The sequence below is a fragment of the Halobacillus amylolyticus genome (assembly GCF_022921115.1).
Taxonomy (GTDB): domain Bacteria; phylum Bacillota; class Bacilli; order Bacillales; family Halobacillaceae; genus Halobacillus_A; species Halobacillus_A amylolyticus.
Genome location: NZ_CP095075.1, coordinates 3,401,368 through 3,427,106, shown reverse-complemented (window position 1 = coordinate 3,427,106; position 25,739 = coordinate 3,401,368). Strand labels below are relative to the sequence as shown.

Sequence of the window (25,739 nt, the reverse complement as noted above, 5' to 3'; positions counted from 1 at the left end):
TTTAACAACATCCTCTTCACAAAAGTAAAAATATTGTGAAAATTGTCAAGTTATGATAGATTATAATGAAGTATTTCTTTTAAATCAATATATTTTTGAAATTTATCCTTTATTTATTAGGAGGACGCTTGTGGACGATTTATTTAAGAAAGTAGAACGATCCTATGATGATCTATCAAAAGGATTAAAAAAAGTAGCTACCCTTTTACTGGAGGAACCAACGGCCTTTGCAGCAAACCCGGCCAAAAAGGTTGGAGAGTCTCTTGGGGTTAGTGAATCAATGATCACCCGTTTTTGTCTTACTTTGGGATATGAGGGGTACAGTCAACTTCAAAAAGAAGTACGTGAGTATGTATTTAACCAGAAACGAAACTTTGAAGAATATTCGTTGTCTAATGAAGATGATAAAGAGCGTCCCTTTCATGAACAAGTCATGTTGCATGATCAAGTTAACATCCAATCAACTTCTAAAAATATAGGAGAAGATCAGTTTAATGAGGCTGTTACGTATTTAACAAACGCAGAACATGTACTTATTTCGGGCCTGCGTTATAATTTTTCGATGGCTCACTGGCTAACATATGCCCTTCAATCAATAGGTACTAATGCCAAATTATATCGTCCTGATTTAGATGCACATCTTGAATTCGGATCTCAAAAACATGTATTTATTGTTTTCTCTTTTCACGCTTATTCGACTGAAACCTTAATGCTAGCTGAAGAAGCTAAACGGCGAGGCTGGGTGATTATCGGTATTACCGATTCTGGAATTGCACCTATTTCTAATTATGCTGACATTTTGTTTCCTGTTTATTTTTCAAAAGGAAACCATTCAGAAACAGCACCGATTGTGTTTTCGTTTATGAATGCGCTTGTTTCAGGCATATCACTTCAAGAACCAGAACGAACCAGGCAAAGTAAACTAAAAATGGAAGAAAAGCGACTAAAGCAAACATTTAAATTGTAATCATTAGTAAAGGAGAATTGATCATGGTGGAAGTAAGGAATATAGAATCAAGGATAATGAAAATTTTTGAACACCTGCATACACATCCTGAAATAAGTTGGAAAGAAACAGAAACAACCGAATATCTTAAAAATATTTTAGTTGAAAGTGGCTGTAACGTCCGTACTTTTGTCGACTGTACAGGGGTAATTGGAGAAATCGGAGAGGGAAAACCAGTTGTGGCTATTCGCGCAGACATGGATGCTCTCTGGCAAGAGGTGGATGGAAAGTTTCAAGCGAATCATTCTTGCGGCCACGACTCCCACATGACAATGGTGCTTGGAGTGCTCTTGTCCATTAAAGAAATGGCAGACATCCCTAATGGAACGATTCGTTTTATCTTTCAACCCGCTGAGGAAAAAGGTACGGGTGCACTAAAGATGGTTGAAGAAAACGTTGTTGATGATGTTGATTTTTTGTATGGGGTCCACCTACGCCCTATTCAGGAAGTTAGAAGTGGTATGGCAACACCTGCACTGTTTCACGGTGCAGCAAGACATATAACTGGTGAAGTTCTAGGAGAGGACACACACGGAGCACGCCCCCATCTCGGTGTGAATGCGATCGAAATCGGTGCAGAATTAGTTCAGAGGTTAAACCATATTCATGCAGATCCTATGATTCCACACTCGGTAAAGTTCACTAAATTTCAGGCTGGCGGCGAAAGTGCGAACATCATTCCGGGGAATGCAACCTTCAGTATTGATTTACGTGCCCAAACCAATGACATGATTGAGAAATTAACTACATCTGTTGAGGATGCTGTCAAATCGATCTCGGATTATTATCATGTACCGATTAATTTATCATTAGAATCCATGATGGCATCGGCCATTGTCGATCCAGAAGCACAGGAATTTATGGCAGATTCGATAAGGAAAGTCCTCGGAGAAGAGAACTTAGTAGACCCTGTAACCACAACTGGCAGCGAAGACTTTCACTTTTACACATTGAAAAAGAACCATATCAAAGCATCCGTTCTTGGACTAGGTTGTGATTTGAAACCAGGATTACATCATCCAAATATGTCATTTGATCATCAAATGTTAATGCCAGGTGTGCAAATTTTGACCAATACAGTTTTAGAAACCCTAGCCCACCTAGCTAACTCACATAATCTAAAATCGTAATAGGAGTGAATTTGTTTATGAATGAGAAGTTCCAGGACAGGAAGCAAATTCTAAAATTAAGTGGATCATCCTATGAGATTGGCTTCAAACATGGTGAAAAAGCTAAAGAGAAAGTCCATACCACACTACAGACATATGAAAAGATGTTCCACCAATACTCAAATATGTCATGGAAAGACTCAAAAGAAAAAGCGTTACTCCACTTAAAAGCAATTGAGAAATACAATTCAAATTACCTTGAGGAAATGGAAGGATTGGCTAAAGGAGCCAGTGTAAGCTTTGAAGATATTTTAGCCATTAACGCAAGAAGCGAAATTGCACTAATAACGGGTCCAGACGGTTGCACTTCCTTTGGGTTAACAAATCCAAAAACATCCAAAACGTGGCTAGCTCAGAATTGGGATTGGAAAGGTTCCCAAATCGATGCACTTGTTCAACTCGATATTGAACAAGAAGGATTCCCCTCCATACAAATGATTACCGAAGCTGGCATCATTGGAAAAATCGGCAGTAATAGCGAAGGGATTGGTGTCTGTCTCAACGCACTTGTAACAGATGCCTGGGAGCCTAAAACACCAATTCATTTAGGTTTGAGAGCAGTACTCGAATCCTATTCATTAAAAGAAGCCATTTCAAAAGTTGATCATAACCAAATGGCATCAGCTGCTCATTTCTTGATTGCTTCCAAATCAGAAGAAACGATAGGGATGGAAGTTTCACCTGTATTCACGGGCAAGATAAATTCTGAAAAAGGAGTAGTAACTCACACCAATCACATTTGCTCGGCAGACCTGAAAGAAATAATTTTAGAAGATGCGCTTTCGAATTCCTTTACTCGACTCACAACCATTGATAGCCTACTAGAACAACTGGAAGGTGAAAACATCACAAAAAATGATCTATTTCATATTCTTTCTAACCATGATCATTTCCCTGATTCTATCTGCCGTCACAGTTTGCCTCATCAATCAGGACGTCAAAATATAGATACCGTTTTCAGTATTGTAATGAACCTAACTGATCATGAACTTTTCTGGAGTGAAGGAAGACCCTGTGAACAATTCTGAAAAAACTTAAGTGCCTGCCACCTAATTGTTTGAGTGGCAGGCAGTATGTGAACATTAACTGTTCTAATATAGTTATATTTTTCATATTTCGCCCTCCACCTTATGAATTTTGTTCCAAAAAAACCTTAGTATCATCATGATATTTACTTCTGTATTAGGTTAATCCATCCCCCATTTATAGTAAAGTAATAACTCCCTATATAACAATTCTGCTCATGACGTTTAATTAGTGATTTTTTTGAAGATAGTCAAGTACCTATATAAACCTATGTAAATACCCCCATTACAGAATTTCATTTTATCTATACAGTGTGTAATCAAGTCAACACATTAAGTAGAAGGAGAGAAGGAAGGATCTGTAGTAATTTTGATTTTTCAGGGGAGATCACAAAATGAAAAATATGCCTTCCTTCTCTAAAGCCATTATATCAGAACGTACGTTCCTTTTGTTTAAAAATCCGCAATTTAAGGTTGAGAAATTTTCACATTCCCCTTGAAGAATTCTAATTATATAGTGGGCTATTAAATTTTGAAGAAAAAGAGAGTGTAACCTTTAAGTCATACTCTCTTAATTTAATGGGGGCTAAGACTTTTTCATTGATCTCGAACCGCCCCTGCTCATCACTGCCCCCCTGTTTCAGGCATGATTCATGGAGTCTTGGAATATACAGAATAGAAAAGGGGGGCTTCCTATTAAGAAAAAAATTCTTTTATTTTGTGATCCTGGAATTGATGATTCTTTGGCAATTATGTACACCATGCTGGATCCTGAAATCGAACTGGTTGGTATCGTCACCAGTTATGGTAATGTGACTAAAGACCAGGCTACAGCCAATGCTGCTTATTTGGTGCAATTAGCGGGTAGAAACGATATTCCTATTATTCCTGGTGCTTCCCAGCCAATTCAACGGGAGGGTGTGACGTTTTACCCGGAAATTCACGGTGAGGAAGGAATCGGTCCGATACAACCTCCTAGTAATATGCAATATCAGATTTATCCTTTTGACACCATTCGTCTCATCATAGAAAGATATAGAAATGAGATCATCATTGTAGACACAGGCCGTTCGACTACTTTAGCAACTGCATTTGCCCTATTTCCAGATCAAATAAAAATGGTTCATTCCTTTTATGTAATGGGTGGGGCATTCTTTTTTCCAGGTAACGTAACAGCATTGGCGGAAGCAAATTTCTTTGGAGATCCGACTTCATCTAATTTTGTTCTTAAGTTTGCACATAACCTGACGATAACTCCGTTAAATGTCACTCAATTTGCCGTTATCACTCCGGATATCGTGGACACCATTTCCAAAAACAGGAAGAATATCTATGCCTCCATGATGGCGCCTGTCTTTGAGTACTACTACGAATTTTATAAAAAAACTGTACCAGGTATTCCAGGTGCGCCTATTCACGATCTTCTTACCATCATACTTATTAAAAATCCTACCATCGTTGATTACATATACTATGATGCAAATGTGATTGAAGGTATAGAAGCAAAGGGGATGTCCTATATTGACATTCGACCAACAAGTAAAACAGGAAAAACGCGTATTGCCATCAAACTTCATTACGAATCATTTATAGAAGAATTTAGTAAGGTTATGCTGCCGGAATGATTGGGTATTTGATAATCCATTTTAATAGATGACCTCTCAGTTTTATTTGGGAGTTCATTTACGCATTGATTTGCTGCGATTATCTATTGGTTCTTTGATAGCAAGAGCCTTAATTTTCTTGATCAAGTATCTATTATTAGAGGTTACATAACTAAAACCCACTCTGTTTATACTAAGGAAAAAATGGACCAGGTGATTCTAAATGACATTGTTTCGGCTTGGGTATGTAGCCATGAGTACAAACCTCCAAAATGCCTCTCCTTCTCAAACCATGACTTACAAGAGATTTAAACAAATTCGTGATAAAGAAGCAGCTGTGAGAAAGCTTGAAAGAATTGCTAAATCGAATATTCACAACTGTTTACGGTTATTAAAGCATAATAAAGCAAATGAGATTTATTTTTTTAGATTGAGCTCTCGACTAATTCCACTTGCCACTCACGAAGATTTAGAAGAGTGGGATTACTTATCAGAAATCAAGGAGGACCTTATTGAACTAGGATCCTTTTCCAAAGTAGCAGGGATGCGGTTGGATTTTCATCCAGACCATTTTGTCGTTCTTAATTCTCCCGATAAAAAGATTTTTAAAACATCTCTTAAAGCATTAAAATATCACTACCTTTTGCTTAATAAGATGGGTATCCCCCAACTCATCGTTGTGTGCTTCATTTAGGAGGCCGCTACCAAAATAAAGAGAAATCACTAGAACGCTTTATCGACAATTGGTCTTTGGTACCCAAGGGAATTCAGAAATTGGTGATGATTGAAAATGATGATACCTCCTACACCTTGGAGGACTGCTTATATGTATGTGAAAAATTAAATATTCCGCAGGTTTTTGATCTCCATCATCATTTGGCGAACCATGATGAGGATAGTTGGAAAAACCATTGGGAGCGTGTTCTCAACACATGGTCTTACTCTCCCTTGCCGGTAAAAATGCATATTTCAAGCCCCAAAAATGAATATGAATTCAAGAGTCATGCTGATTTTATCGATATGGATCTGTTCTTAGATTTTGTGAAAAGGACGAACGGAACAACAGAACAAATCGATTGTATGATTGAAGCGAAAAAAAAGGACGAGGCATTGTTTAAATTGGTTGAAGATCTACGAAGGCACCCAAATATTGTTATGCAGACCGCAAGCTCATTTACATGGAGAGAATAGAGAAAACAAGGACGGAGGATGTGTGGAAACAGAGTGTATTGATGAGCGCTTCGACCTAAATGAAGTACATGTTTCCCCCTATCCAGTTTATCCGCGGGGATAACAAATCCTGGATCGTAGAGGTGACTTTTCATTAGTCTCCTACTGGATGCAAACACATCAAGTTATCATCAACAGAAGATTGTTGGTTTTGCTGTTGATTCGACTTTGATGAGCTCAACATGGCGCTTCTCTTGCAACGAACACTTATAAATCGATAAAATGCTCCCCATCATGAAGGAATATATTATCACTTTTTGTAAGGTAATGACTTTATTTGACGAAACCATCCCATCTTTTCAAAAAAGCGGTATAATATGATTTGTTGTCTTTTGTTTAACTATCGTAATGAATCATAGGACAATAAGTAAAAGGGCAAGGGCATCGAACCCAGCTCCATGACAGAAAGCAACAGCAAAGTTTCAACATACATCATTAGATAATATCCTGAACAAGAAAAAACCAAGGTGTTGGGGCACCTTGGTTGAAAACAGAATGAGCTTGAGCAAACATTATTACCGACCCTTTTGTTGTAGAAACGCTATCAGCATACCAAAGCTCAACATAATGCTTATCGTTTCAAACGGAGTCACAGTAATCACCTCACTATGAGAGAATTACTCATTCTGTGGATAGGACGTGCACTGTCAATATAACATAGATTGCATCAAGATTTCAGATTATTACAAAAATATGTAAAAATTACCTAGGACTTATCTCTGTTTGTCTCTGCATTTTTCTAATTATTACGTCTATATCGACCCATGTTCAAGATAAACACCAAAATCCCTCAATCTAGTCTATGTTCAGCAGATCATGATTCTTTTAAAAGAATCATGATCCACAACAATTATAGGCTAATTCCCCTCATCTTTCTTGACCCATGTGTATCCGTAGCGTGAAAGGACAACCGGGCCTCTCGGTTATGGTATTTTTTGATTACTTACCCCTTCTGGAAGATGAGCCCTTTAATAGGTTAGGTTATCTCAAACGTACAGAAACAACAGTCATTGTTCAATAATTCGACTTTCAAAAGGTTGAAGGGAAATCTCTTTAAAGGTTTTCATTTGATCACTATGATTCATGATAAAAGTAAAGGTTTCTCCATCTGTATGACGGCGATAGACTTCGACATCTTCATCAGATTCAACAAAAGAAAGACCGTTTGCCCCTACAATTTCCAACGCCATCCTATCTATCGCGTTTCCCCCAAGTCCTCCGCCGATGTAATAGACATTCCCTTTTCCATACGAATTTCGAGTTACGGCAGCGTATTGTCCATAGAGTGCGTCCTGATATCGAAAAAGAACCTCTGCCGTTTCAGCAACAATTAAATCTCTCCAAATCGCTACATACGAAGTTTCTCCATTATAATCGCCTTTTCCTTCGATTGGTGCCGTTCTTTCTTTTGTTAGTGATTCAACTTCTTCGACCCTTATCCCTGTTAACGAACGGATCGGGCCTGGGAGTGGCTCTTTGAAATAAATATTGTTATCTTTATTCTTTAACCCCGCTCGAAACGAGAAGACTACAGTCCCCCCCTCTTCCGCAAAGGCAGCTAACTGATCTGCCAATCTTTGATCGATGATTTGCATAACGGGGACAAGGACAACTTTATATGTGGAAAGGTCTCTGTCAGAAGGAATAACATCTATCTGGGTATTCAAGGAATAAAACGGCCTATACAGACGCATTAGTTCTTCTTTAAAATCGAAATCTTTACTCTGAGTCTGTGCACGCCAGGACCAAATATTATCGTAATCATAGAGGACAGCAACTTCGGACTTGATCGGTGATTCAAGTACATCTTCATACGAGGAAATATCGTGGAATAACGATTGAACCTCTCTATACTTCCTCCCATACTGACTATCATGATCGATGACCCCATAGCAAAACTGCTCCGCTCCCCTTGTCATTCCTCGCCAACGGAAATAGAGCATATGGTTGCAGCCGTGGGCAAATGCCTGGTAAGACCACATTTTAGCTTGGTTCGGACGCGGCAGGTAACCAATCACATCGTGTCCCTGAGCCCCCATCAATTCCTCGACGATCCAAAAGTTTTGATCTAATAATCCCCGGTTAAAATCAAGCGTCATCGCAATCTCGGCCGGCGGAATCGGTTCCTCCAGTCCACCCCACACTGGATAATTGTCGTAGGAAACAAAGTCCATTGGGAGAAGATTTTCCTCGTGATCAAACCATTTGTTGAAAAATCCTCCGGCAACGTTCGTGGTCACTTGTTGATGGGTTCCTTTATACTGTTTTACGATCTTCGTCATTTCATGGGCGAAGCTATTAAGGGAAGCTGAACGGAACCTTGCCCAATCCAGTTTTAACCCGGGATTATGTGTGGTGATGGTTGGTTTGGGAACTGGAATTTCACTGAACTGGTTGTACGTCTGCCCCCAAAAGATCGTTCCCCAGCGTTCGTTTAAATGTTCAATGTTGTAGTATTTCTCAGCCAGGAAATCCTGGAACTTTTCATGACACTGGTTACAATAGCACTGGTCACTTCCTTCATGGCCGAACTCATTATCAATTTGCCATACAATAATTGCTTGTTCATTTTGATAGTGTTTGACTAATTCCTTCGTGATGCGGGCGCTATATTCTCTATAGAGATCTGAATTAAAACAGTATTGGCGGCGACCGCCAAACATCCGCTTATGGCCATATTCATCTTCAGATAAGATGGAAGGATCCTTATTCACCAGCCAAGCCGGAAAAGTTGCGGTCGGCGTACCGAACATCACATTCAATCCATTGTCCTTCAATGAGTCAATTACCGTATCAAAATAAGAAAAATTAAATTCTCCGTCTTTCCTTTCCATCAGGTGCCAGGCAAACTCTCCGATCCGTACGATGTTAGCCCCCATCTCTTTGATTCCTTGAATATCTTCTGTCATCATTTCCTTTGGCCAGTGTTCCGGATAATAATCTACTCCAAGATATGGCATCTTACACCCCTCCTAACTTCATTGTTAAATCCCATGAGTACGAGCCTCGTGGAGGGATTTTTGATACTTTGTTGATCTTATTTGCAACATATACATCATCATACATCCCCGTACAAGGCTCTAAAGCAAAGTTATAATCGCCACGATAGCCGCCCTGCGTCTTCCAAATTCCTAAATACGGCACTTTATCAGGAGGAAACGTATAAGTTAATGTCCTTCCGATATCATTCTGAACAGCCTGACACCATCCTTGGCTGACCCGTTTTGTAAAATAAAACTTCTCTATGTTGTTCGCTTCTTCGGCCTCCATTTTCGATAAATCGATCGAGTCACCTGTTCGCATGGATTGGGTGATTGGATAATAGTGGAGGGTTCCCCACTCTCCAAGATGATCAGATGCTTGTTCAACATTAATCACTTCACTCAGATCCGATGGCACGCGTATGGTTGTCGCCTGATTCATGTTCAGCAGGGAATGAGCCGCCCAAATAAAAGGGAACGGTTGATTAGATGTGTTGATCGCTTGGTAGGTTAGTTCAACACGGTCTTCCTTCAGATTCACTTGTTTTGTTAAAGAATAAGGAAAAACTGGACTGGACACTTCTAAATCCAGTCCGTATGAACGTTCCGTCACTTGCCAGGGCATCGCCCATACTTCCCCGTGATCAGGGATACGCAAAAAGTCATGTGGATGCGGTCCTTCATCTATCCCAGGGAACATTTCATCAAACCCACTGGAATCAAACATGGAAAAGTCTTGTCCGTAGACAGGAATGGTCATCTTGTCGGCTTCTGTTTGGTACAGCCATTCATATCCTGCCTTTTTATCAAATAAACTTGCCATTTTACCCCCATAAGCAGGCAGGATCGTGCATCGAAGGTGATTATTTTCTAAAATAATCGAATCTATCCCTTTGAACATCGAATACTTGATCATCATGACCTCTCCTACAGCGCAAATTAAACTATCTCACTTAGAAAGCGCCGGAACCCTTCCTGTCCTTCTGTCGTTCGTTTGAATACGCCGGCATGTTCTAACACCGTTGAGAACGTTCTTCCGATTTCCTCTTGTAATAGCTGCTTTATATTTTGTTTGTTCAACTGTTCATGACGGGCACTGATTTGCTTGGCCCAATCAACATGTTTAGCTGTACGCTCATCTTCTACTCCTTTTGTATCCAATTCATCTTGAAGCATGTACTCACTTAGCACATCCATTTCTTCTACAAGTCGTCCTGGCAATACAGCAAGCCCCATTACTTCGATCAAACCGATGTTTTCCTTCTTGATATGGTGGACTTCCTGATGAGGATGGAAGATGCCCATAGGATACTTCTCATTCGTACGATTATTTCTCAATACGAGGTCAAGCTCAAATAGTCCATCCCTCATGCGAGCAATCGGCGTGATCGTATTGTGCGGCGTCCCCTCTGTTTCTGCAAAAATGCCCACACGTTCATCACTGTAGCCTTTCCACGTCTGCAAAATTCGATCACCCAGACTTGCCAATTTCTCACGGTTATTTCCTTGAAGCCGGATTACGGACATCGGCCACTTTACGATGCCGACAGTGATGTCAGGCTCATCACTTACGCTGAACGTTTCATCCATTGGCGCTTTCGCCATAGGAAAATCGTGATGGCCGGCCTGAAAGTGATCATGACTTAGAATCGATCCCCCCACAATTGGTAAATCCGCATTCGATCCGACAAAGTAATGAGGCAGTTGCTCAACAAAATGGAGTAAACGTTCAAAGCCTGCCCGTGAAATTTCCATGGGCCGATGCTCACGAGAAAAGACGATCGCGTGCTCATTGTAATAAACATAAGGGGAGTATTGTAAAAACCACCTCTCCTCTTGCAGCTCCATTGGGATGATGCGATGGTTTTGACGTGCTGGATGATCCAGTCTTCCTGCGTATCCAACGTTTTCTTTACATAGCAAGCATTTCGGATAAGAAACAGGCGCCTTGGCTTTGGCTGCTTCAATCGCTTTCGGGTCCTTCTCTGGCTTTGAAAGATTGATCGTGATTTCCAGATCGCCATAAGAAGTCGGACTGTACCAATGAACATTCTTGGCCACACGATCTGTCCGGATATAATGGGAGGATTTAGCTAGTTCATAAAAATAATTTGTTGCTGCCACCGGCCCCTCCGTTTGATAGTGATGGTAAAAGGTTTGAATGACTTCGTTGGGACGTGGGATCAGCTTATTCATGATTTTCGGATTAAATAAATCTCTTTGTGTGACGGTATCATCAGGGATCAGCTGATTCTCGACTGCATAATCAAGCATGTTTTCTAGGATGTCAATCGGCGTCTCAAGCCGCTCCTTTGGCACTTCTGCCGGCTGATAGTCTTCTAATTGAAAGAGTTCTAACAAAGCATTTCGAACATAATCGACGTCCCACACAGAAATCATTTTTTTATGCAAACCATAATAGATCAAACGATCAATCTCTTTATGAATGTTGACGATCATGATCATTCACCTCACTTTAATTAGTTATCGTAACCGCCGGGATGTTCTTGAAACCAATCCCAAGCCGTTTGAATCATGTTATCTAAGTCCGAATGTTGTGGTGTCCAGCCTAGTTCATTCATCGCTTTTTCGGAAGAGGCAACGAGTTGTGCTGGATCGCCTGGCCGCCTGGGGGATATTTCTGCCGGAATGTCGTGGCCTGTTACCCTTCTTGCTGCATCGACTACTTCTTTCACTGTAAAGCCCTGGCCATTCCCGAGATTATAAGTGGCACTGCCGCTTTGACTTCTCAATTTTTTAATGGCCAATAAATGGGCATCGACCAAATCAGTTACATGGATATAATCACGGATACAAGTCCCGTCCTTGGTAGGATAATCATCACCGAAGATGAGGATTTTCTCCCGTTTTCCTAAGGCTACTTGCAGGATGATTGGAATTAAATGAGTTTCCGGATCATGGTCTTCGCCAATCCGCCCTTCCGGATCCACTCCGGCCACATTAAAATAACGTAAGACTACAGATTGGATGTCGTGGGCCTGCTCTGCCCATTTCAGCATGTTCTCAATCGCAAGCTTCGTCTCTCCATATGGATTCGTCGGCACAGTTGGATCGGTTTCCTGAATCGGTACCTGTTCCACTTCCCCATAGGCTGCGGCAGTGGATGAAAAAACAATCTTCTTCACCTGATGGGCAGCCATAACCCTCAATAAACATACAGCTCCGTACACATTGTTATCGTAATATTTCAATGGATCCCCGACACTTTCCCCTACTTGTGAATCTGCCGCAAAGTGAATCACCGAATCGATGTCATTAGATTCAAAGACTTCGTTTAAAAACGCATCATCACGAAGATCGCCTTGGTAAAAGGCAGCTCCTTCGACTACAGCTTCCCTATGGCCTTTTTGCAGATTATCCACCACCACGACGTCTTCGTTACGATCCAACAATTGAGCTACGGCATGGCTTCCAATATACCCAGCTCCCCCACATACTAATACCGCCATATTGTGTACCCTCCTGTTATAGTTTTTTTGCTCCATCTCCAATATCGACTATATAAAAATCTGCTTCTAAACCAGTAGCTTCTGTGTACTTTTGGCCGACGCGATCGATAAAACGGGTAGTGATCTCGATTGGAACAATACTAATCGTACAGCCCCCAAAACCAGCCCCTGTCATTCTCGATCCAATGGCTCCTTCTTCCCATGCTGCCTCGACTAAAGCATCCAGTTCCTTTCCAGTCACTTCATAATCATCCCTTAATGAAATATGGGATTCATTCATTAACTTACCAAAACCTTCAACATCTCCTGCTTTTAATTTTTCGACCGCATCGATTGTACGGAGATTTTCGTAGACGGCATGCTTCGCGCGTTTTTGCGCAAGCGCATCATGAATCAAACCTTTATTAGCCTCAAACTCTCCCCTTGTCAATTCACCGAGTTTGCCGATATCGAGCATGATTTGCAGATCACTTAAGGCTGTTTCACACTGCTGCCTTCTCTCATTATATTTGGAATCAGATAGACCTCTTCGTTTATTAGTATTGGCTATAATCAGCTGCTCGTTCGTTAAGGAAATCGGAGTGTGTTGATAATCCAATGTATCACAGTTTAATAGAATCGCATGATCTTGCTTCCCCATTCCAATAGCGAATTGGTCCATGATTCCGCAATTGACACCGACAAATTCGTTCTCCGCTTTTTGAGCTAGCTTCACCATTTCAATCCTGTCGATTTTAAGCTGAAATAGCTCCTTCAGCATAACAGCCGTAACCATTTCAACGGAGGCAGACGAGGATAAACCTGCCCCGTTTGGAATGTTCCCATAAAAAGCGGCATCGAAGCCAGTGGCAATCTTGTAACCAGCTTGCTGAAATACAGCCGCCACACCTTTCGGATAGTTCGCCCAGTCATGGGGCTGTTCATAGGTCAGTTCGTCTACTTTGGTTTCTATCATTCCTAACTCACTAAAATTCATAGAATGCAATCGCACCTTATCATCCTGTCGTTTTCGGGCGATAACATATGTCCCGACACTGAGCGCACACGGGAAAACGTGGCCTCCATTATAATCGGTATGCTCCCCAATCAGGTTGACACGTCCTGGGGCAAAAAACGATACAAGTTCTCCATAACCACCGAACTGATTAATAAATTCCTTTTCCAGTTGTTCCATCTTTTCACCTTAACCTTATAATAGATTTATATAATACCTATTGGAGATAACAACGTATAGATAATGATCATCGCCAATGTAACAGCCACTCCGACAGGGAAAACAAGTCTCCACGGGGTCATATCGACCTTTGACTTTTCTTCTAAAATGAAATCCTTTTCACGAGGGCGAAGTTTGCCGATAAGCAGCATTAACCCTGAACATACTACGAAAAGAATCGCTAATATATGAAGGAAATGGATACCTGTGTCCCAAATCAGCTGGGTGACGGCATAAATCGAAATAAATACAAACAGCGAGATTTTCGCCGCAATAGCTGGAACACGTTTAGTTAGATACCCAACAATGAGAATTGTGAAGATCGGCACATTATAAAAACCATTAACGATTTGTAAGTATTGGAAGAAACCTTGAGGCACCAGATCAATCAGTGGTGCGATACACATCGCGAACAAAGCGAGTACAATACCAATATATTTCCCTTTACGAACAACCTCACGATCAGGTGCATCAGGCTTGAAATATGGCTTATAAATATTGAGTGCAATCAACGTAACGGATGAGTTCAAAGCTGAATTAAATGAGGATAAGATCGCACCGAACAGTACAGCAGCAAAGAAACCTACCAAAGGTGTCGGCAATACTTCTTTAACAAGTCTGGGATAAGCATTCGTCGGCTCCAAGCCAGGACCGAACATGTTGAAAGCAATGATTCCCGGCAGAATCAGGAATACTGGTCCTAAGAGTTTCAAAAAAGCAGCTATCAATACCCCTTTTTGGCCTTCCTTCAGATTTTTTGCTGCAATCGCCCGCTGCATAATATGCTGCGCGGTGCCCCAGTAAAATAGATTGACTAACAGCATCCCCGTAAACATGGTTCCAAATGGTACTGGGCTTTCGGAACCGCCGACTGAATTCAACTTTTCTGGAGATTCTTGGATGACCGTACTCAATCCATTTGTAATCGAACCATCCCCTAAGACGAACAACCCGATAATCGGGATCATCAATCCCCCGATCAGAAGACCCACTCCATTGATTGAATCAGATACGGCAACGGCCTTTAATCCACCAAAAATAGCATAAATGGAACCGACAACACCGATCGCAAATACCGTAATAAATAAACCTGTCATACGGCTTACACCTAGTGCTTCTGGAATACCGAATAAACCATTAATAGCGACCGCTCCGGAATAGAGAATCGGGGGAAGCAAATTAAAAATATAACCAAACAAGAAGAGAATGGTGACAATTTGTTTTGTTCCAAAGTCATAACGATCTTCTAAGAAATCAGGAATCGTAGTAATGCCGCCCTTCAAATATCGAGGTAAAAGAAATAAGGCAACAACTACTAATGCAATAGCAGAACCGACCTCCCACCCCATAACAGCAAGGGTATCGGAGTACCCTTGCGCATTTAATCCAATCAATTGTTCCGTAGATAAATTAGTAAGCATTAAGGAACCAGCAATCGTCCAGGCCCCTAAACTTCTTCCGCCTAGGAAATAACCATCCTGGGTGTCTAAGTTCTCCCTACGAGTTAGGAGGTATGAGATAAGTGCTACTAATCCTGTAAAAAATAGAAAAGATACAATCGTAAATAGATTCATAGTTGTCTCTCCTTGCACAGTTGGTTTGAATGCGTTTGCAATATAGTTAATAAAATTAATTAATTAACTAACATACAATTTATCACAAGAACCAGAAAAATGAAAACCCTTTATTAGGTTTCAAGCTCTCCTCCCCATCTTTCCTAACAGCACATTTTTGACCATTTCTAGTTGTTATTACGCTATTTTATTCCTTGAAAATAATTACATTCTACTTTTATAAAAAAAGGGTACGCGTAAACCAATACGTTTACTTTGTTAATTAATTTTCCTTAGTTTTAGTCCTATGTTATGATGAATGTAATTACAATTGTGGGAGGAAGAATTATGTCTTCGAAGTACAATAGGGGAAGTTTTCAATTAATGAAGTCGATCAATCGATCCATCATCCTGAATATGATCCGGAAAGATGGCCCTATTTCTCGGGCAGAGATCGCAAAACAAACAAGACTCACCCCTCCCACCGTCAGTAATATCGTTAAAGAATTAATTACCAGCCAATTCGTTATCGAGACCACACAAGGTGCTTCACAAGGCGGAAGGAAGCCTACTTTGCTAGCCATTAATGCCGAACACTTTTACATCATCGGCATTGACGTAGGACGATACAAGATGAAGTTCATAGTTACAAACTTGTTTGGTGAATTAAAAGATTCAACCGTACTACAGATTAAAGAATATCCGACTGAGGAAGACCTTCTTGCTACAATGAAGACAGGTATCTACTCATTGTTACAATCAGACAAGAATGATACGGAAAAATTTTTAGGCATTGGTGTAGGTATGCATGGTATTGTTGATATAGAAAAGGGAATCTCACTTTTCGCCCCTTCCTTCGACCTTCACAATATTCCCATTAAGCAAGAGTTGGAAAGTGAATTCAGGATGATTGTCAAAGTAGAAAATGATGCCCGCACCATGACCCTTGGTGAATCATGGTTTGGAAATGGAAAAGATACGGATAACATTGTGGGGATCAACGTCGGCCACGGTATCGGTGCAGGGATAATGATCAATGGAAAACTTTTTCATGGCGAAAACAACATTGCCGGGGAAATCGGCCATGTCACCATCGACCTGTCAGGGCCTAAGTGTACCTGTGGAAATTATGGTTGTCTGCAGACGTTAGCTGGAGGTCCAGCAATTGCAGCACGAGCAAAAAAGCATTTAAAAACTGGCAAAACCTCACGTATTCTAGACTTCGTAGAGAATGATATCGAGAAGATAGACGGAGAGACGGTTTATCAAGCTGCTTGTGATGGAGATGATTTCAGTGTTGAATTATTAAATCAAACGGGAAGGTTTCTCGGAATAGGTCTCGTCAACCTCATGCACACATTGAACCCGAAACGAATCATTATCGGCGGCGGCGTTGCTAACGCAAAAAACTTTTTGATGGAAGGTCTAAAAGAAACCATTCAGTCAAGAGGATTGACGAAAGAAGCCAGAGAGACCTCCATTGTATTATCAAGTCTTGGAGAAAATGCTTCAGCCTATGGTGCGTGTGTCTTGATTTTAGAAGAATTTTTTTCTCAGCATTAAAGAAACTCCTATGGAAACAAAAAGTCTTGCAGAGGATGTCTCCAAGATTCATTAAAAGAACCGATAACTGAGCATATTACTCTCAGCTATCGGTTCTTTTTCTTTTAACATAAAAATCAAACCAGTAAAACCCTGATCGCTTTAACGCAACGAGGTCAGGTAGCTGATGTTACACTTTCCTAAAAATAATCAATCAGACCTTGTGTGATGGCTTCAGCCACACTAGATTGATAGCTGCTAGTTTTTAATCTCTCAACTTCTATCGGATTTGATAGAAACCCAAGTTCAACAAGGACTGCCGCATCATTGTTTTCTCTTAACACATGGTAATCTCCTACCTGCACCCCATCATTTTGAAGGTTGGTGTGAGCTATAAGCTGACCTTGAATTTGATCAGCAAGCCCTCTGTCAGCATTCGAATAATAATAAGTGCTTATGCCTTGAGCACTCGTGTAAAGGCTGGAGTTATAGTGAACACTAATAAAGGCATCTGTGTTAGAAGCATGGCTAATGTTTACCCTTTGCTCAAGGGGTAAATACTGATCGCCTGATCTAGTCATAACGACCGTGGCTCCCGCCTGCTGCAGTTGATCAGAGATGGTGTGAGCCGTTGGTAAGGTTAGGTTCTTTTCATACTCTCCGAAATATCCTATAGCACCTGGGTCATATCCTCCGTGTCCTGCATCAAGCACAATGGTAATCCCTTCTAAGGCAGAAGATCCGCTTGGTGGAGTGGAATGATTGGTCCCGAGCCAACCTGCTATCCACCCTGTACTTCCATCCGACAATCTCACGTGTACCCACCCATTGGTCTTTTCTATCATTGGAAAAAAGTCACCACGATAGGCTAACCCAAGACTATCATAGCCCGTTCCAGGTCCTGTCCGTATATGGGCAGCATCTACTGCTACTGTCATTTGTTGACCTTGGGGAGAGGCTGAGTCCGTCTCAAGCAAATAGTAAGCGGCTACCCACCCGCTTACACCATTGTGATTGATTCTTGCCCAGCCAAACCGATTCTCGTAAACCGTAACCAAGGTGTCGTCATCATGAGAGCCGATGATAGGCGCACCAATATTGGGTTCACTGCGCACATTTAAAGAAGTAGCGTCGACTCGATATGTAATCCCTTGTTCTGCAGAAACTGTTGGAGTCAGCACAGATAGAGACATGATAAGGCTGAAGCAACCTAGCATAAGTATGAAGCTACTTTTCTTAAAAAGATTAAACAGACCATCCACTCCTTTATACCTATTATTTACTTTCCATGTTTGCCATAATATTGTAGCAATCTTCTGCAAATGGTTACAATATTCATCATAAAAAATAAATCCAATAAACCATAAATAAAGGAATATTAATGGTTTACTGTAAATATTAACCTACGAATGGGTTCCTTCCTCCCCTGGCACGATACAGCCCTTATCACCATGAACCATGGCTGCTTGTCATCTTATCGACCTACATCATCAACAATAGGATTGTGAGGATGTTCGAAAAGCCGCTTCTATGGTGGATCGGCCCTATCTCGTTCCTACTCTCTTTCCAATCCCCTTCATATACTCACTACAATTAAATAAAAGCAAAAAAACAATCCCTACCTATATAAAGTAAGAGATTGTTTTTTGCTTATTTTCAATATGGCGGATAGGAGTCATAAAGGTCACTTAACACCGGCTGCCTTTACATGCGAACAAGTCCGTTCAACTGTATCCCCATGCCAGCTATTCATCTTTTATTATCAATAGATGCCTATGAACACTCGTAATGTGACAAATCATTTGTTCGCTTGCCCAATCAGCATCCCACCGGCTAAGTGGTATCGGGGCTAACTTAAGGCCTTACCATAAAAAAGGAAAGCTGGTTGGGTGTGCGATCACAGTCAAAACCAGACCTTCTGACAACTTAATGGTTCACAAAGCCATTGACCTTGCACAGTCAGGAGACGTGATTGTCGTAGATGCGGGCGGTGAAGTGACACATGCCATCATTGGAGAAATTATGATGCGCATGGCTCAAAAAAAGGGAATTGCGGGGTTTGTGATTCATGGCGCGATCAGGGATTCTGCGGTCATTCGAGAGGAAACGTTTCCGATTTATGCTCGGGGTGTTACCCACCATGGTCCTTATAAAGATGGGCCAGGTGAAATAAACGTACCGATTACAATGGATGGAACAATCGTCAATCCGGGAGATATTATCGTTGGAGATGAAGATGGTGTCGTAGTTGTTCCCTATCAGCGTGCCAATGACATGATCAAGCTTGCACAGGAGCAACAAAGGCAAGAGAAGCAGATTCTACAATCCATTAAGGATGGAACACTTGATCGGAAATGGGTAGATAAAATTCTGGAAGCAAAAGGCTGCGAATTTCCTGATGGTTAAAAGTCATACGTAACCCAAAAAATCCCTCAGTCACTACATATAGACTGAGGGGTTTTTAGAAAAAAGAGCTGAGATCACAGCCAGCTTAGTTTTAATGTGTAGTCGGAATTTTAAGCCGTGTTTTCGTGAAATGAGATTAATGATAATTTGTATTTTGGTTATTGTCAGGGTTAACAGCATCTTTCACATTTTCAATAATCTCCTCAGCCATTTCATCAGCAATCATAATGATGTCCGTATCATATTCTGCTCTTTTTGGGACATCAAATTGCAGTTTCTCCGCATAAGGTGCCGGTCTATTCAACATAAATGCTGAGGTCACTTCACAATAGGTATCACGAGCTTTTTCAACAGTTAACTTACCTGTGACAATATCATTCATTAGGTTAAGAGCTAGAATATTGGCTGCTTCCATATCACATCGGGAAGAGACTTCCCCTCTTGTCCGTTCAACGATGACACTTCCATCAAATTTCGCCAGTTCACTAAACATTTCTGGTGGTACTGAATAATTAATATAATTCTCAATCACATCGGTATGGGGTTGTGGAAAATCATGTGGAATTTCATCACGATAGACAATCGTCCGTTTCCACGGTCCATTGTTATACCAGATTAGTCTGCTTGAAATAGCCTCGTTTGGAGGACCGTACTGTTCCATTGTAAGATTAGCCGATTTCTTGGACATCGCATTCCAATCATTAATAATGGCTTGAACTTTATCCCTATCTACAACAGTATCCGTCGTTTCTTCAGCGCCCCCAACAGTCTGGACCTTCCAGTCGCTCCCCATTGCAATACCAGCGGTTTTCAATTTTTCCTCTTGTTCCATAAGTTAGCGTACCTCCATAAAATTATTTATTTTATCATTTGCTAAAATCTCCAGATTAAACATTTTCACTTATTGACTGTAGGAGGCTGGTTCTTAGCCGGGGGCATCTAAATATCCATCCGATCATTTCCATCTGATATTTTACACCTTTTAGAACATCCTATTATTGGGTAATAAAATACGCAAAAAGCTTTAAAACAATTAAAGCTGATGCTAATGCTCAAGTGATTAGAAATGAAAGAAGCAAAGAAATACTATCCTAGATGAAGATGAGAGAAGCAAATTATGAATAACCCTATTCTTTTTTCTCTTGTCGAGTGCGAAAATCTTCACTTAATTAATTTGGTATATTATACATAAGATAAAGTGACAAGTTATTTGAGGACGGAACAGGCAGCCGTCACGCCCTGGTTTTAGGGTCTTAAAGAGATGCAGATTGCCACCTGCCATTTAACTTGTCTGCGACAGACCTCACATCTTTTTAATGAATTTTAATGGGGGATACTAGAAAGCAGCACATATTCCTTCGGCTTCTTTGCACCCGAAAGCATGCAAAAAAAATAACCCTGTGAAGAATCTATTCACAAGGCCTCACAATTTCATGATTTTACCTAAGATGCTAAGAACCACCTACATTCTTAATTTATCCGTAATTTCCTTTGCTCCCTTTACTATTTTATCTGTAAATTCCTCAAAGTTATAATCGTCTACCCTCGCCGAAGGGATGATGGTCGTTAATGCTGCAAAAATATTTGAAAAAGGGTCAAATATTGGTGCACTTATCGAGCCCGCTCCCTTTACTCTCTCTCCATGACTTGTCGCAAAACCATTTTCTCTTATTTTTGTCAGATCCTCGATGAGGGCTTCTTTTGTTGATATCGTATGTTCAGTTATCCCCTCTAAGGAAACATCGTTTAAATAATTTTCTAATACATCCTGATTAAAATGTGCCAATAAAACCTTTGCAGAAGCACCCGCATATAAAGGGGAAGTCTGACCAACAAACGTTAACGCATTTAACTCATGCTTACTTTCAATGTTGTGAATACACTTTCTTTCCTTATTTTCAATGACACTTAAACTAACACTTTCCGTCGTCTCGGAATAGATTCGTTCCATCACAGGTTGGGCAATGGATAAGAGGCTTGAGCTTTTTTCTACTAACTCTGCAAAAAAGATAAAATCTAATCCAAGCTGATAACGTTTATCTTGCTCATTTTTTTGGAGCAGGCCTTCCATAGTTAATGTAGAAAGAAGCCGCTGGAGGCTTGATTTTCCAATCCCCGTAAGTGAATGTAATTCAGTTAAGGTAAGTCGTTTATTGTGTCTCGAAAAAGCTCTCAAAATCTGTACGGCCCGATGTACAGTCTGCATGGAGTAATTCTTCTTGAAGTTGTCTTTATTCATTTTTATCACCTATTTAGCTTAGTATCATCCATCCACTATTTTATCAAAAACAGGATAGGAAATAACATGTTGCTCTCTTAATTCTTCAAGTTCTTCTATACTGTACCCCAATTCCTCCATTAATAACTCTTCCGTGTGCTCTCCTAATAGGGGAGGTGCAGATTTACTTGAGATATTTAAGTTTGAAAATCTCATTGGATTTTTTGTCATTTTAATATCTCCAGCAATAGGATGTGTTAGCACTTCTACACTTTCTCTGGCTTGAACCTGTGGGTGATCAAACGCTTGATCAATCGTATTCACTTTACCAGCAGGGATTTTTGCTTGGGAGAGCAATTCCATCCATTCATCAGCCGTTTTCTCTTTCATCACTTGTTGAATCATGGAAACTAACTCTTCTTCATTTTCTAAGCGCTTATTATTTGTGTAATACCTTGGATCTTCAGCCCACTCCGGATGGTTTAATAACTTACATAATTTAACGTACAGACCATTGTTTCCAGCACACAACATAATCGGATCGTCCTTACATTTGAAAACCTGATAAGGTACGACATTATTGTGACTATTCCCCACTCGCTTAGAGATTTTCCCAGCGTTTAAATAGCTGCTCGATACATTAGCCAGACTGCTCATTTGTACATCAAGTAAAGATAAATCAATATGCTGCCCCTGATTATTGAAGTCTCTCATTCTAATGGCCGACAAAATACTAATCGCGACATAATTAGACGTAAGAATATCTGCTATAGGCACACCAACTTTAGTAGGCTCTCCTTCAGCATCCCCGGTAACATCCATTAAACCACTTATTGCCTGAATCACTGGATCGAAACCAGGAGCGCCTTTATCAGGACCCGTCTGACCAAAGCCTGTAACAGAACACATAATTAACTGATCGTTAACCGTCTTCAAGTATTCATAGCCTAACCCCAACTTTTCCATCGTCCCTGTTTTAAAGTTTTCTAGAACGACATCTGCTTTTTTTACTAAATCCAGAAATATGTCTTTCCCTTTTTCCTCTTTCAAATTTAGTGTAATGGATCTTTTATTACGGTTAGATGAAAAATAATACGTACTCTCCCCGTTTACAAAAGGTCCCCATTCCCTCATACTATCTGAACCTGTTAACGATTCAACCCTGATAACATCTGCCCCTAAATCTGCTAGAATCATTGATCCCGCAGGTGCAGCATATACCCTGGACAAATCCAGAATTCTTATATCATTTAATGGTTGGTTCATGTTCATCTCTCCTATAAGGTAAGTCGTTTACCCGAGGTTGTTTTAGCCGCCTCATCTTCTTTCCTGATACTAAGCCTCTGCATAACCGTCACAACTCCTATCAAAGCCGCCCCAAGCAATCCATACAATAGCCCCGGGAAAATTAAAAGGAAAGCTGCCACTAGCATGATTACTCTCTGGACTAGGTTCGTTTTTATAAATAATCTCCCTTTGACCACGGAGGCCAGGGCAATCACACCTATAATAGCTGTGACAGCAGCAAGCAAACTATCCCACGTAGAACCTCCATCAAACAGGAGCACTGGGTTAAACAAGAAGAAAAACGGGACAATAAAACCAGCTAATCCTATTTTCAGAGACTCGATCGATACTTTTCCAGAATCTGTCCCAGCAATTCCGCTTGCTGCATACGAGGCTAAAGCTACAGGAGGAGTAATACTGGATAGAGCAGCATAGTAGAAAGCAAACATATGGGCAGCTAACGGTGCGACATTCATAGTGATCAAGATAGGCACAGCAATGGCAGCAACAATAATATAAGCAGCCGTCACAGGAACGCCCATTCCAAGAATGATACTTATAGCCATTGTTAATAATGCCGCTAAGAACACACTATCCCCAGCTAGATTGATCACATTATTGCCTACTACGAGTCCTAAACTTGTCAAACTTACTGTTGCTATCACAACGCCTACAATCGCGCATGCAATCCCAACGTTTATAGCTCCTTTAGCACCTTCCTCAATAGAACGTAATATCGTTCTAACGTTCATTCTCGTCGATTTTCTTAACCAGCTAGCTGCTACGGTCGAAAGTAATGCCCAGATCGCTGCAAACAATGGGGTTACACCAGAAAATAAAGCTCCCACCAGCACAATCAGCGGAATTAGCAAATGGCCCCCATTCTTTAAGACCTCTACTGCGTTTGGGATGTTTTCCTTCGATAAACCGGATAGCCCCATATTTTTCGCTTCAAAATGAACGACCATAAATAGGGTTACATAATAAAGGACCGCTGGAATTAATGCTGCCATCATAACCACTGTATACGGCACACCTAAAAATTGGGCCATGATAAACCCAGCAGCTCCCATGATAGGAGGGGCTATTAATCCACCAGTAGACGCTACCGCCTCTACAGCGCCGGCAAATTTAGGGTTATATCCGGTTTTCTTCATCATCGGAATCGTAACCGTACCTGTAGTCACAACATTTCCGACAGCACTCCCACTAATCATCCCCATGAAGCCGCTTCCAAAAATAGCAACCTTTGCTGGGCCTCCTGCTGAACGTCCTGCAATGGTTAAGGCTAGATCATTGATAAAGTCAGTAAAACCACTATTTTTAAGAAAAGCCCCAAAAAGCACAAAGACAAAAATGTATGTGGCTGACACACCCAAGGCAATGCCAAAGATCCCCTGGCTTCCCCAGAACATGACATTAATCACTCGTTCGACAGTAAATCCATAGTGTCCTAATAGGCCAGGTATATAAGCTCCGAAAAAATTATACAGGAGGAAAATGGCCGCAATGATGGTGAGTCCTTTTCCGGCAACCCTCCTGCTTGCCTCAAATAATAAGAGTACGGCAATCCCACCTATGATATAATCGAGTGTCGTATTGATACCATTTCTTTCAAGGATAAAATTGTCGTACATAGAAATAAAATAGCCAATCGATCCAACCGCCAGAATGACACAAATGATATCCCAGGCCGTCGGCGCCACTCTATTTCCACTACTTTTCTTCGAGGCAGGATAGAGTAAAAAAGTTAATACAAGCAAAAATCCTAAGTGCCAGGCCCTAAACTTCACAGTCTCCATAACTCCATAACTACTCGTATATAACTGAAATACAGTCCAGACAATACATAGAAGTAAAATGATTCTAGACATAAAGCCTAAATAATTCACCTGTTTTACACTATCGTCTGCCTGATCCACTTCCGAAAGCTGTTCAGAGTCTTTTGCCTTCCTTCGTTTAGGCAGGAACTTCATCCTTTCCCCCTCCTCCTCATAGTCGTGTCAAAATAGAGCTTATTCAAGGACGCCAATTTCCTTATAATATTTTTTTGCACCCGGGTGTAATGGAACGCCTGCGGTCCCCTGTACGGCTAACTCAGGATCAAATTGCTCGGCAACGGCCTGCCCCTCTTTCAACTTATCAAGGTTTTCCCATAATGCTTTCGTCAGCTCATAAACTTTCTCTTCCGACACATTTGCATCAACAGCGATCCCGCTAAATTGCCCGACTGTAATAATATCTTCCGGTTGATTATCGTAAGTTCCAGCTTCGATGGTATGTTTAAAATTCCATGGATAGTCTGATTCATCCGTTAATGTTTTGATTGCATCTTCTGAAAAGCTTAGCACTTTTGAATCAACAGTGGAGATGAGCTCCGTTGCAGCCGAGGAAGGGACACCAGTATAAATATTTGCCGCTTCTACTTGACCATTTCTTAATAAATCAACAGCTTCTGTAAATCCAACGTAGTTCGCATTCACACTATCAACACTTACCCCATGTGCTTCCAATAATAATTTGGATTCTATGGCTGTAGCACTTCCCGGAGCACCAAACACGAATCCATTGCCTTTAATATCAGAAACTGACTCAATACCAGACCCCTCTAACGCTATGACATGACTCACGTTTGGGTACAGGTTCGCTAAAACACGAATATCTTTGTACTGATTCTCTTCAAAGTTGCCAACCCCGTTATAGGCTTGATACATCATATTTACGGTTGAAAAACCCATCGTGACGTTTCCTTGGCTCATCAAGTTTAAGTTATCAACGCTTCCGTTAGAACCTTGCGACGTCACTTGTGTACCCAGTTCATTAGTCCAAGTAGTGGATAATAAGGCTCCCAATGAATAGAAGACCCCGGTGGTTGTTCCTGTTGAAAGTACAAGAGGTTTCTCTTTTGAGTTTCCAGCCGCACCACTGCAACCGCTTACAATAAGAACGATAGCTACTAATACCAAACCGAACCTGCTGATCTTTTTCATAAAATAATCTCCCTCTCCATTATTTATTGAGACCAAAGGGAACCA

Annotated in this window: 18 protein-coding genes and 1 pseudogene; 7 read left to right on the top strand and 12 right to left on the bottom strand. The window is 40.9% G+C overall.

Annotated features, from left to right (window positions below; genetic code table 11):
* The first annotated feature begins 130 nt into the window (after window positions 1–130).
* From MUO15_RS17440 to uvsE, 5 genes and pseudogenes are all read left to right on the top strand, one after another.
* A complete protein-coding gene (locus tag MUO15_RS17440) occupies window positions 131–967 on the top strand; it encodes a MurR/RpiR family transcriptional regulator (protein WP_245031309.1) in 837 nt (278 codons plus the stop codon).
* Window positions 968–990: 23 nt separating this feature from the next.
* A complete protein-coding gene (locus MUO15_RS17435) occupies window positions 991–2,136 on the top strand; it encodes a M20 peptidase aminoacylase family protein (RefSeq protein ID WP_245031308.1) in 1,146 nt (381 codons plus the stop codon).
* 17 nt (window positions 2,137–2,153) lie between these two features.
* On the top strand, window positions 2,154–3,203 hold the full coding sequence (locus tag MUO15_RS17430) for a C45 family autoproteolytic acyltransferase/hydrolase (protein ID WP_245031307.1): 1,050 nt from the start codon (window positions 2,154–2,156) through the stop codon (window positions 3,201–3,203).
* A 650-nt stretch (window positions 3,204–3,853) separates the two neighbouring features.
* Window positions 3,854–4,825 carry a nucleoside hydrolase gene (locus MUO15_RS17425; RefSeq protein ID WP_245031306.1) on the top strand — a complete coding sequence of 324 codons (972 nt, stop codon included), beginning with the start codon at window positions 3,854–3,856 and terminating at the stop codon, window positions 4,823–4,825.
* 202 nt (window positions 4,826–5,027) lie between these two features.
* Window positions 5,028–5,995, top strand: a pseudogene (gene uvsE, locus MUO15_RS17420) (UV DNA damage repair endonuclease UvsE).
* A gap of 1,046 nt (window positions 5,996–7,041) precedes the next feature.
* Here the strand turns inward: uvsE and MUO15_RS17415 are convergent.
* The 6 genes from MUO15_RS17415 to MUO15_RS17390 are packed head-to-tail and all read right to left on the bottom strand — an operon-like array spanning window position 7,042 to window position 15,272.
* Window positions 7,042–8,994 carry a beta-galactosidase gene (locus MUO15_RS17415; protein WP_245031305.1) on the bottom strand — a complete coding sequence of 651 codons (1,953 nt, stop codon included), beginning with the start codon at window positions 8,992–8,994 and terminating at the stop codon, window positions 7,042–7,044.
* 1 nt (window position 8,995) lies between these two features.
* On the bottom strand, window positions 8,996–9,934 hold the full coding sequence (locus tag MUO15_RS17410) for an aldose epimerase family protein (RefSeq protein WP_245031304.1): 939 nt from the start codon (window positions 9,932–9,934) through the stop codon (window positions 8,996–8,998).
* Between the two features lie 20 nt (window positions 9,935–9,954).
* Window positions 9,955–11,475: a UDP-glucose--hexose-1-phosphate uridylyltransferase gene (galT, locus tag MUO15_RS17405; RefSeq protein WP_245031303.1), complete on the bottom strand. Its 1,521-nt coding sequence runs from the start codon at window positions 11,473–11,475 to the stop codon at window positions 9,955–9,957.
* Between the two features lie 20 nt (window positions 11,476–11,495).
* A complete protein-coding gene (gene galE / locus MUO15_RS17400) occupies window positions 11,496–12,485 on the bottom strand; it encodes a UDP-glucose 4-epimerase GalE (protein ID WP_245031302.1) in 990 nt (329 codons plus the stop codon).
* Window positions 12,486–12,501: 16 nt separating this feature from the next.
* On the bottom strand, window positions 12,502–13,659 hold the full coding sequence (locus MUO15_RS17395) for a galactokinase (protein ID WP_245031301.1): 1,158 nt from the start codon (window positions 13,657–13,659) through the stop codon (window positions 12,502–12,504).
* A 26-nt stretch (window positions 13,660–13,685) separates the two neighbouring features.
* Window positions 13,686–15,272: a solute:sodium symporter family transporter gene (locus MUO15_RS17390; RefSeq protein WP_245031300.1), complete on the bottom strand. Its 1,587-nt coding sequence runs from the start codon at window positions 15,270–15,272 to the stop codon at window positions 13,686–13,688.
* 327 nt (window positions 15,273–15,599) lie between these two features.
* Here MUO15_RS17390 and MUO15_RS17385 point away from each other — a divergent pair, with 327 nt between their 5' ends.
* Window positions 15,600–16,814 carry an ROK family transcriptional regulator gene (locus tag MUO15_RS17385; RefSeq protein WP_245031299.1) on the top strand — a complete coding sequence of 405 codons (1,215 nt, stop codon included), beginning with the start codon at window positions 15,600–15,602 and terminating at the stop codon, window positions 16,812–16,814.
* A 179-nt stretch (window positions 16,815–16,993) separates the two neighbouring features.
* On the opposite strand, the gene MUO15_RS17380 is transcribed toward MUO15_RS17385, so the two are convergent.
* Window positions 16,994–17,986: an N-acetylmuramoyl-L-alanine amidase family protein gene (locus MUO15_RS17380; RefSeq protein WP_245031298.1), complete on the bottom strand. Its 993-nt coding sequence runs from the start codon at window positions 17,984–17,986 to the stop codon at window positions 16,994–16,996.
* Window positions 17,987–18,590: 604 nt separating this feature from the next.
* On the opposite strand from MUO15_RS17380, the gene MUO15_RS17375 reads away from it, so the two are divergent.
* A complete protein-coding gene (locus MUO15_RS17375) occupies window positions 18,591–19,199 on the top strand; it encodes an RraA family protein (RefSeq protein ID WP_318036235.1) in 609 nt (202 codons plus the stop codon).
* A 136-nt stretch (window positions 19,200–19,335) separates the two neighbouring features.
* Here the strand turns inward: MUO15_RS17375 and MUO15_RS17370 are convergent, their stop codons facing one another.
* The 5 genes from MUO15_RS17370 to MUO15_RS17350 all read right to left on the bottom strand — a co-directional run bounded on the left by MUO15_RS17370 (window position 19,336) and on the right by MUO15_RS17350 (window position 25,694).
* Entirely contained in the window at window positions 19,336–20,031 is a 696-nt protein-coding gene (locus MUO15_RS17370) for a hypothetical protein (protein ID WP_245031296.1), read from the bottom strand.
* A 630-nt stretch (window positions 20,032–20,661) separates the two neighbouring features.
* Complete coding sequence (locus MUO15_RS17365; RefSeq protein ID WP_245031294.1) at window positions 20,662–21,438, bottom strand: IclR family transcriptional regulator; 777 nt, start codon at window positions 21,436–21,438, stop codon at window positions 20,662–20,664.
* Window positions 21,439–21,462: 24 nt separating this feature from the next.
* Complete coding sequence (locus MUO15_RS17360) at window positions 21,463–22,683, bottom strand: CaiB/BaiF CoA transferase family protein (RefSeq protein ID WP_245031292.1); 1,221 nt, start codon at window positions 22,681–22,683, stop codon at window positions 21,463–21,465.
* 11 nt (window positions 22,684–22,694) lie between these two features.
* A complete protein-coding gene (locus MUO15_RS17355; RefSeq protein WP_245031291.1) occupies window positions 22,695–24,680 on the bottom strand; it encodes a TRAP transporter permease in 1,986 nt (661 codons plus the stop codon).
* 39 nt (window positions 24,681–24,719) lie between these two features.
* A complete protein-coding gene (locus MUO15_RS17350; RefSeq protein WP_245031290.1) occupies window positions 24,720–25,694 on the bottom strand; it encodes a TAXI family TRAP transporter solute-binding subunit in 975 nt (324 codons plus the stop codon).
* Window positions 25,695–25,739: the final 45 nt, after the last annotated feature.

What these genes read in the sequence shown, in the direction of transcription:
- MUO15_RS17435 (WP_245031308.1), top strand. Translation starts at nt 991, where the DNA reads ATGGTGGAAGTAAGGAATATAGAATCAAGGATAATGAAAATTTTTGAA.
- MUO15_RS17430 (WP_245031307.1), top strand. Translation starts at nt 2,154, where the DNA reads ATGAATGAGAAGTTCCAGGACAGGAAGCAAATTCTAAAATTAAGTGGA.
- MUO15_RS17425 (WP_245031306.1), top strand. Translation starts at nt 3,854, where the DNA reads ATGGAGTCTTGGAATATACAGAATAGAAAAGGGGGGCTTCCTATTAAG.
- MUO15_RS17415 (WP_245031305.1), bottom strand. Translation starts at nt 8,994, where the DNA reads ATGCCATATCTTGGAGTAGATTATTATCCGGAACACTGGCCAAAGGAA.
- MUO15_RS17410 (WP_245031304.1), bottom strand. Translation starts at nt 9,934, where the DNA reads ATGATGATCAAGTATTCGATGTTCAAAGGGATAGATTCGATTATTTTA.
- galT (WP_245031303.1), bottom strand. Translation starts at nt 11,475, where the DNA reads ATGATCGTCAACATTCATAAAGAGATTGATCGTTTGATCTATTATGGT.
- galE (WP_245031302.1), bottom strand. Translation starts at nt 12,485, where the DNA reads ATGGCGGTATTAGTATGTGGGGGAGCTGGGTATATTGGAAGCCATGCC.
- MUO15_RS17395 (WP_245031301.1), bottom strand. Translation starts at nt 13,659, where the DNA reads ATGGAACAACTGGAAAAGGAATTTATTAATCAGTTCGGTGGTTATGGA.
- MUO15_RS17390 (WP_245031300.1), bottom strand. Translation starts at nt 15,272, where the DNA reads ATGAATCTATTTACGATTGTATCTTTTCTATTTTTTACAGGATTAGTA.
- MUO15_RS17385 (WP_245031299.1), top strand. Translation starts at nt 15,600, where the DNA reads ATGTCTTCGAAGTACAATAGGGGAAGTTTTCAATTAATGAAGTCGATC.
- MUO15_RS17380 (WP_245031298.1), bottom strand. Translation starts at nt 17,986, where the DNA reads ATGTCTCTATCTGTGCTGACTCCAACAGTTTCTGCAGAACAAGGGATT.
- MUO15_RS17370 (WP_245031296.1), bottom strand. Translation starts at nt 20,031, where the DNA reads ATGGAACAAGAGGAAAAATTGAAAACCGCTGGTATTGCAATGGGGAGC.
- MUO15_RS17365 (WP_245031294.1), bottom strand. Translation starts at nt 21,438, where the DNA reads ATGAATAAAGACAACTTCAAGAAGAATTACTCCATGCAGACTGTACAT.
- MUO15_RS17360 (WP_245031292.1), bottom strand. Translation starts at nt 22,683, where the DNA reads ATGAACCAACCATTAAATGATATAAGAATTCTGGATTTGTCCAGGGTA.
- MUO15_RS17355 (WP_245031291.1), bottom strand. Translation starts at nt 24,680, where the DNA reads ATGAAGTTCCTGCCTAAACGAAGGAAGGCAAAAGACTCTGAACAGCTT.
- MUO15_RS17350 (WP_245031290.1), bottom strand. Translation starts at nt 25,694, where the DNA reads ATGAAAAAGATCAGCAGGTTCGGTTTGGTATTAGTAGCTATCGTTCTT.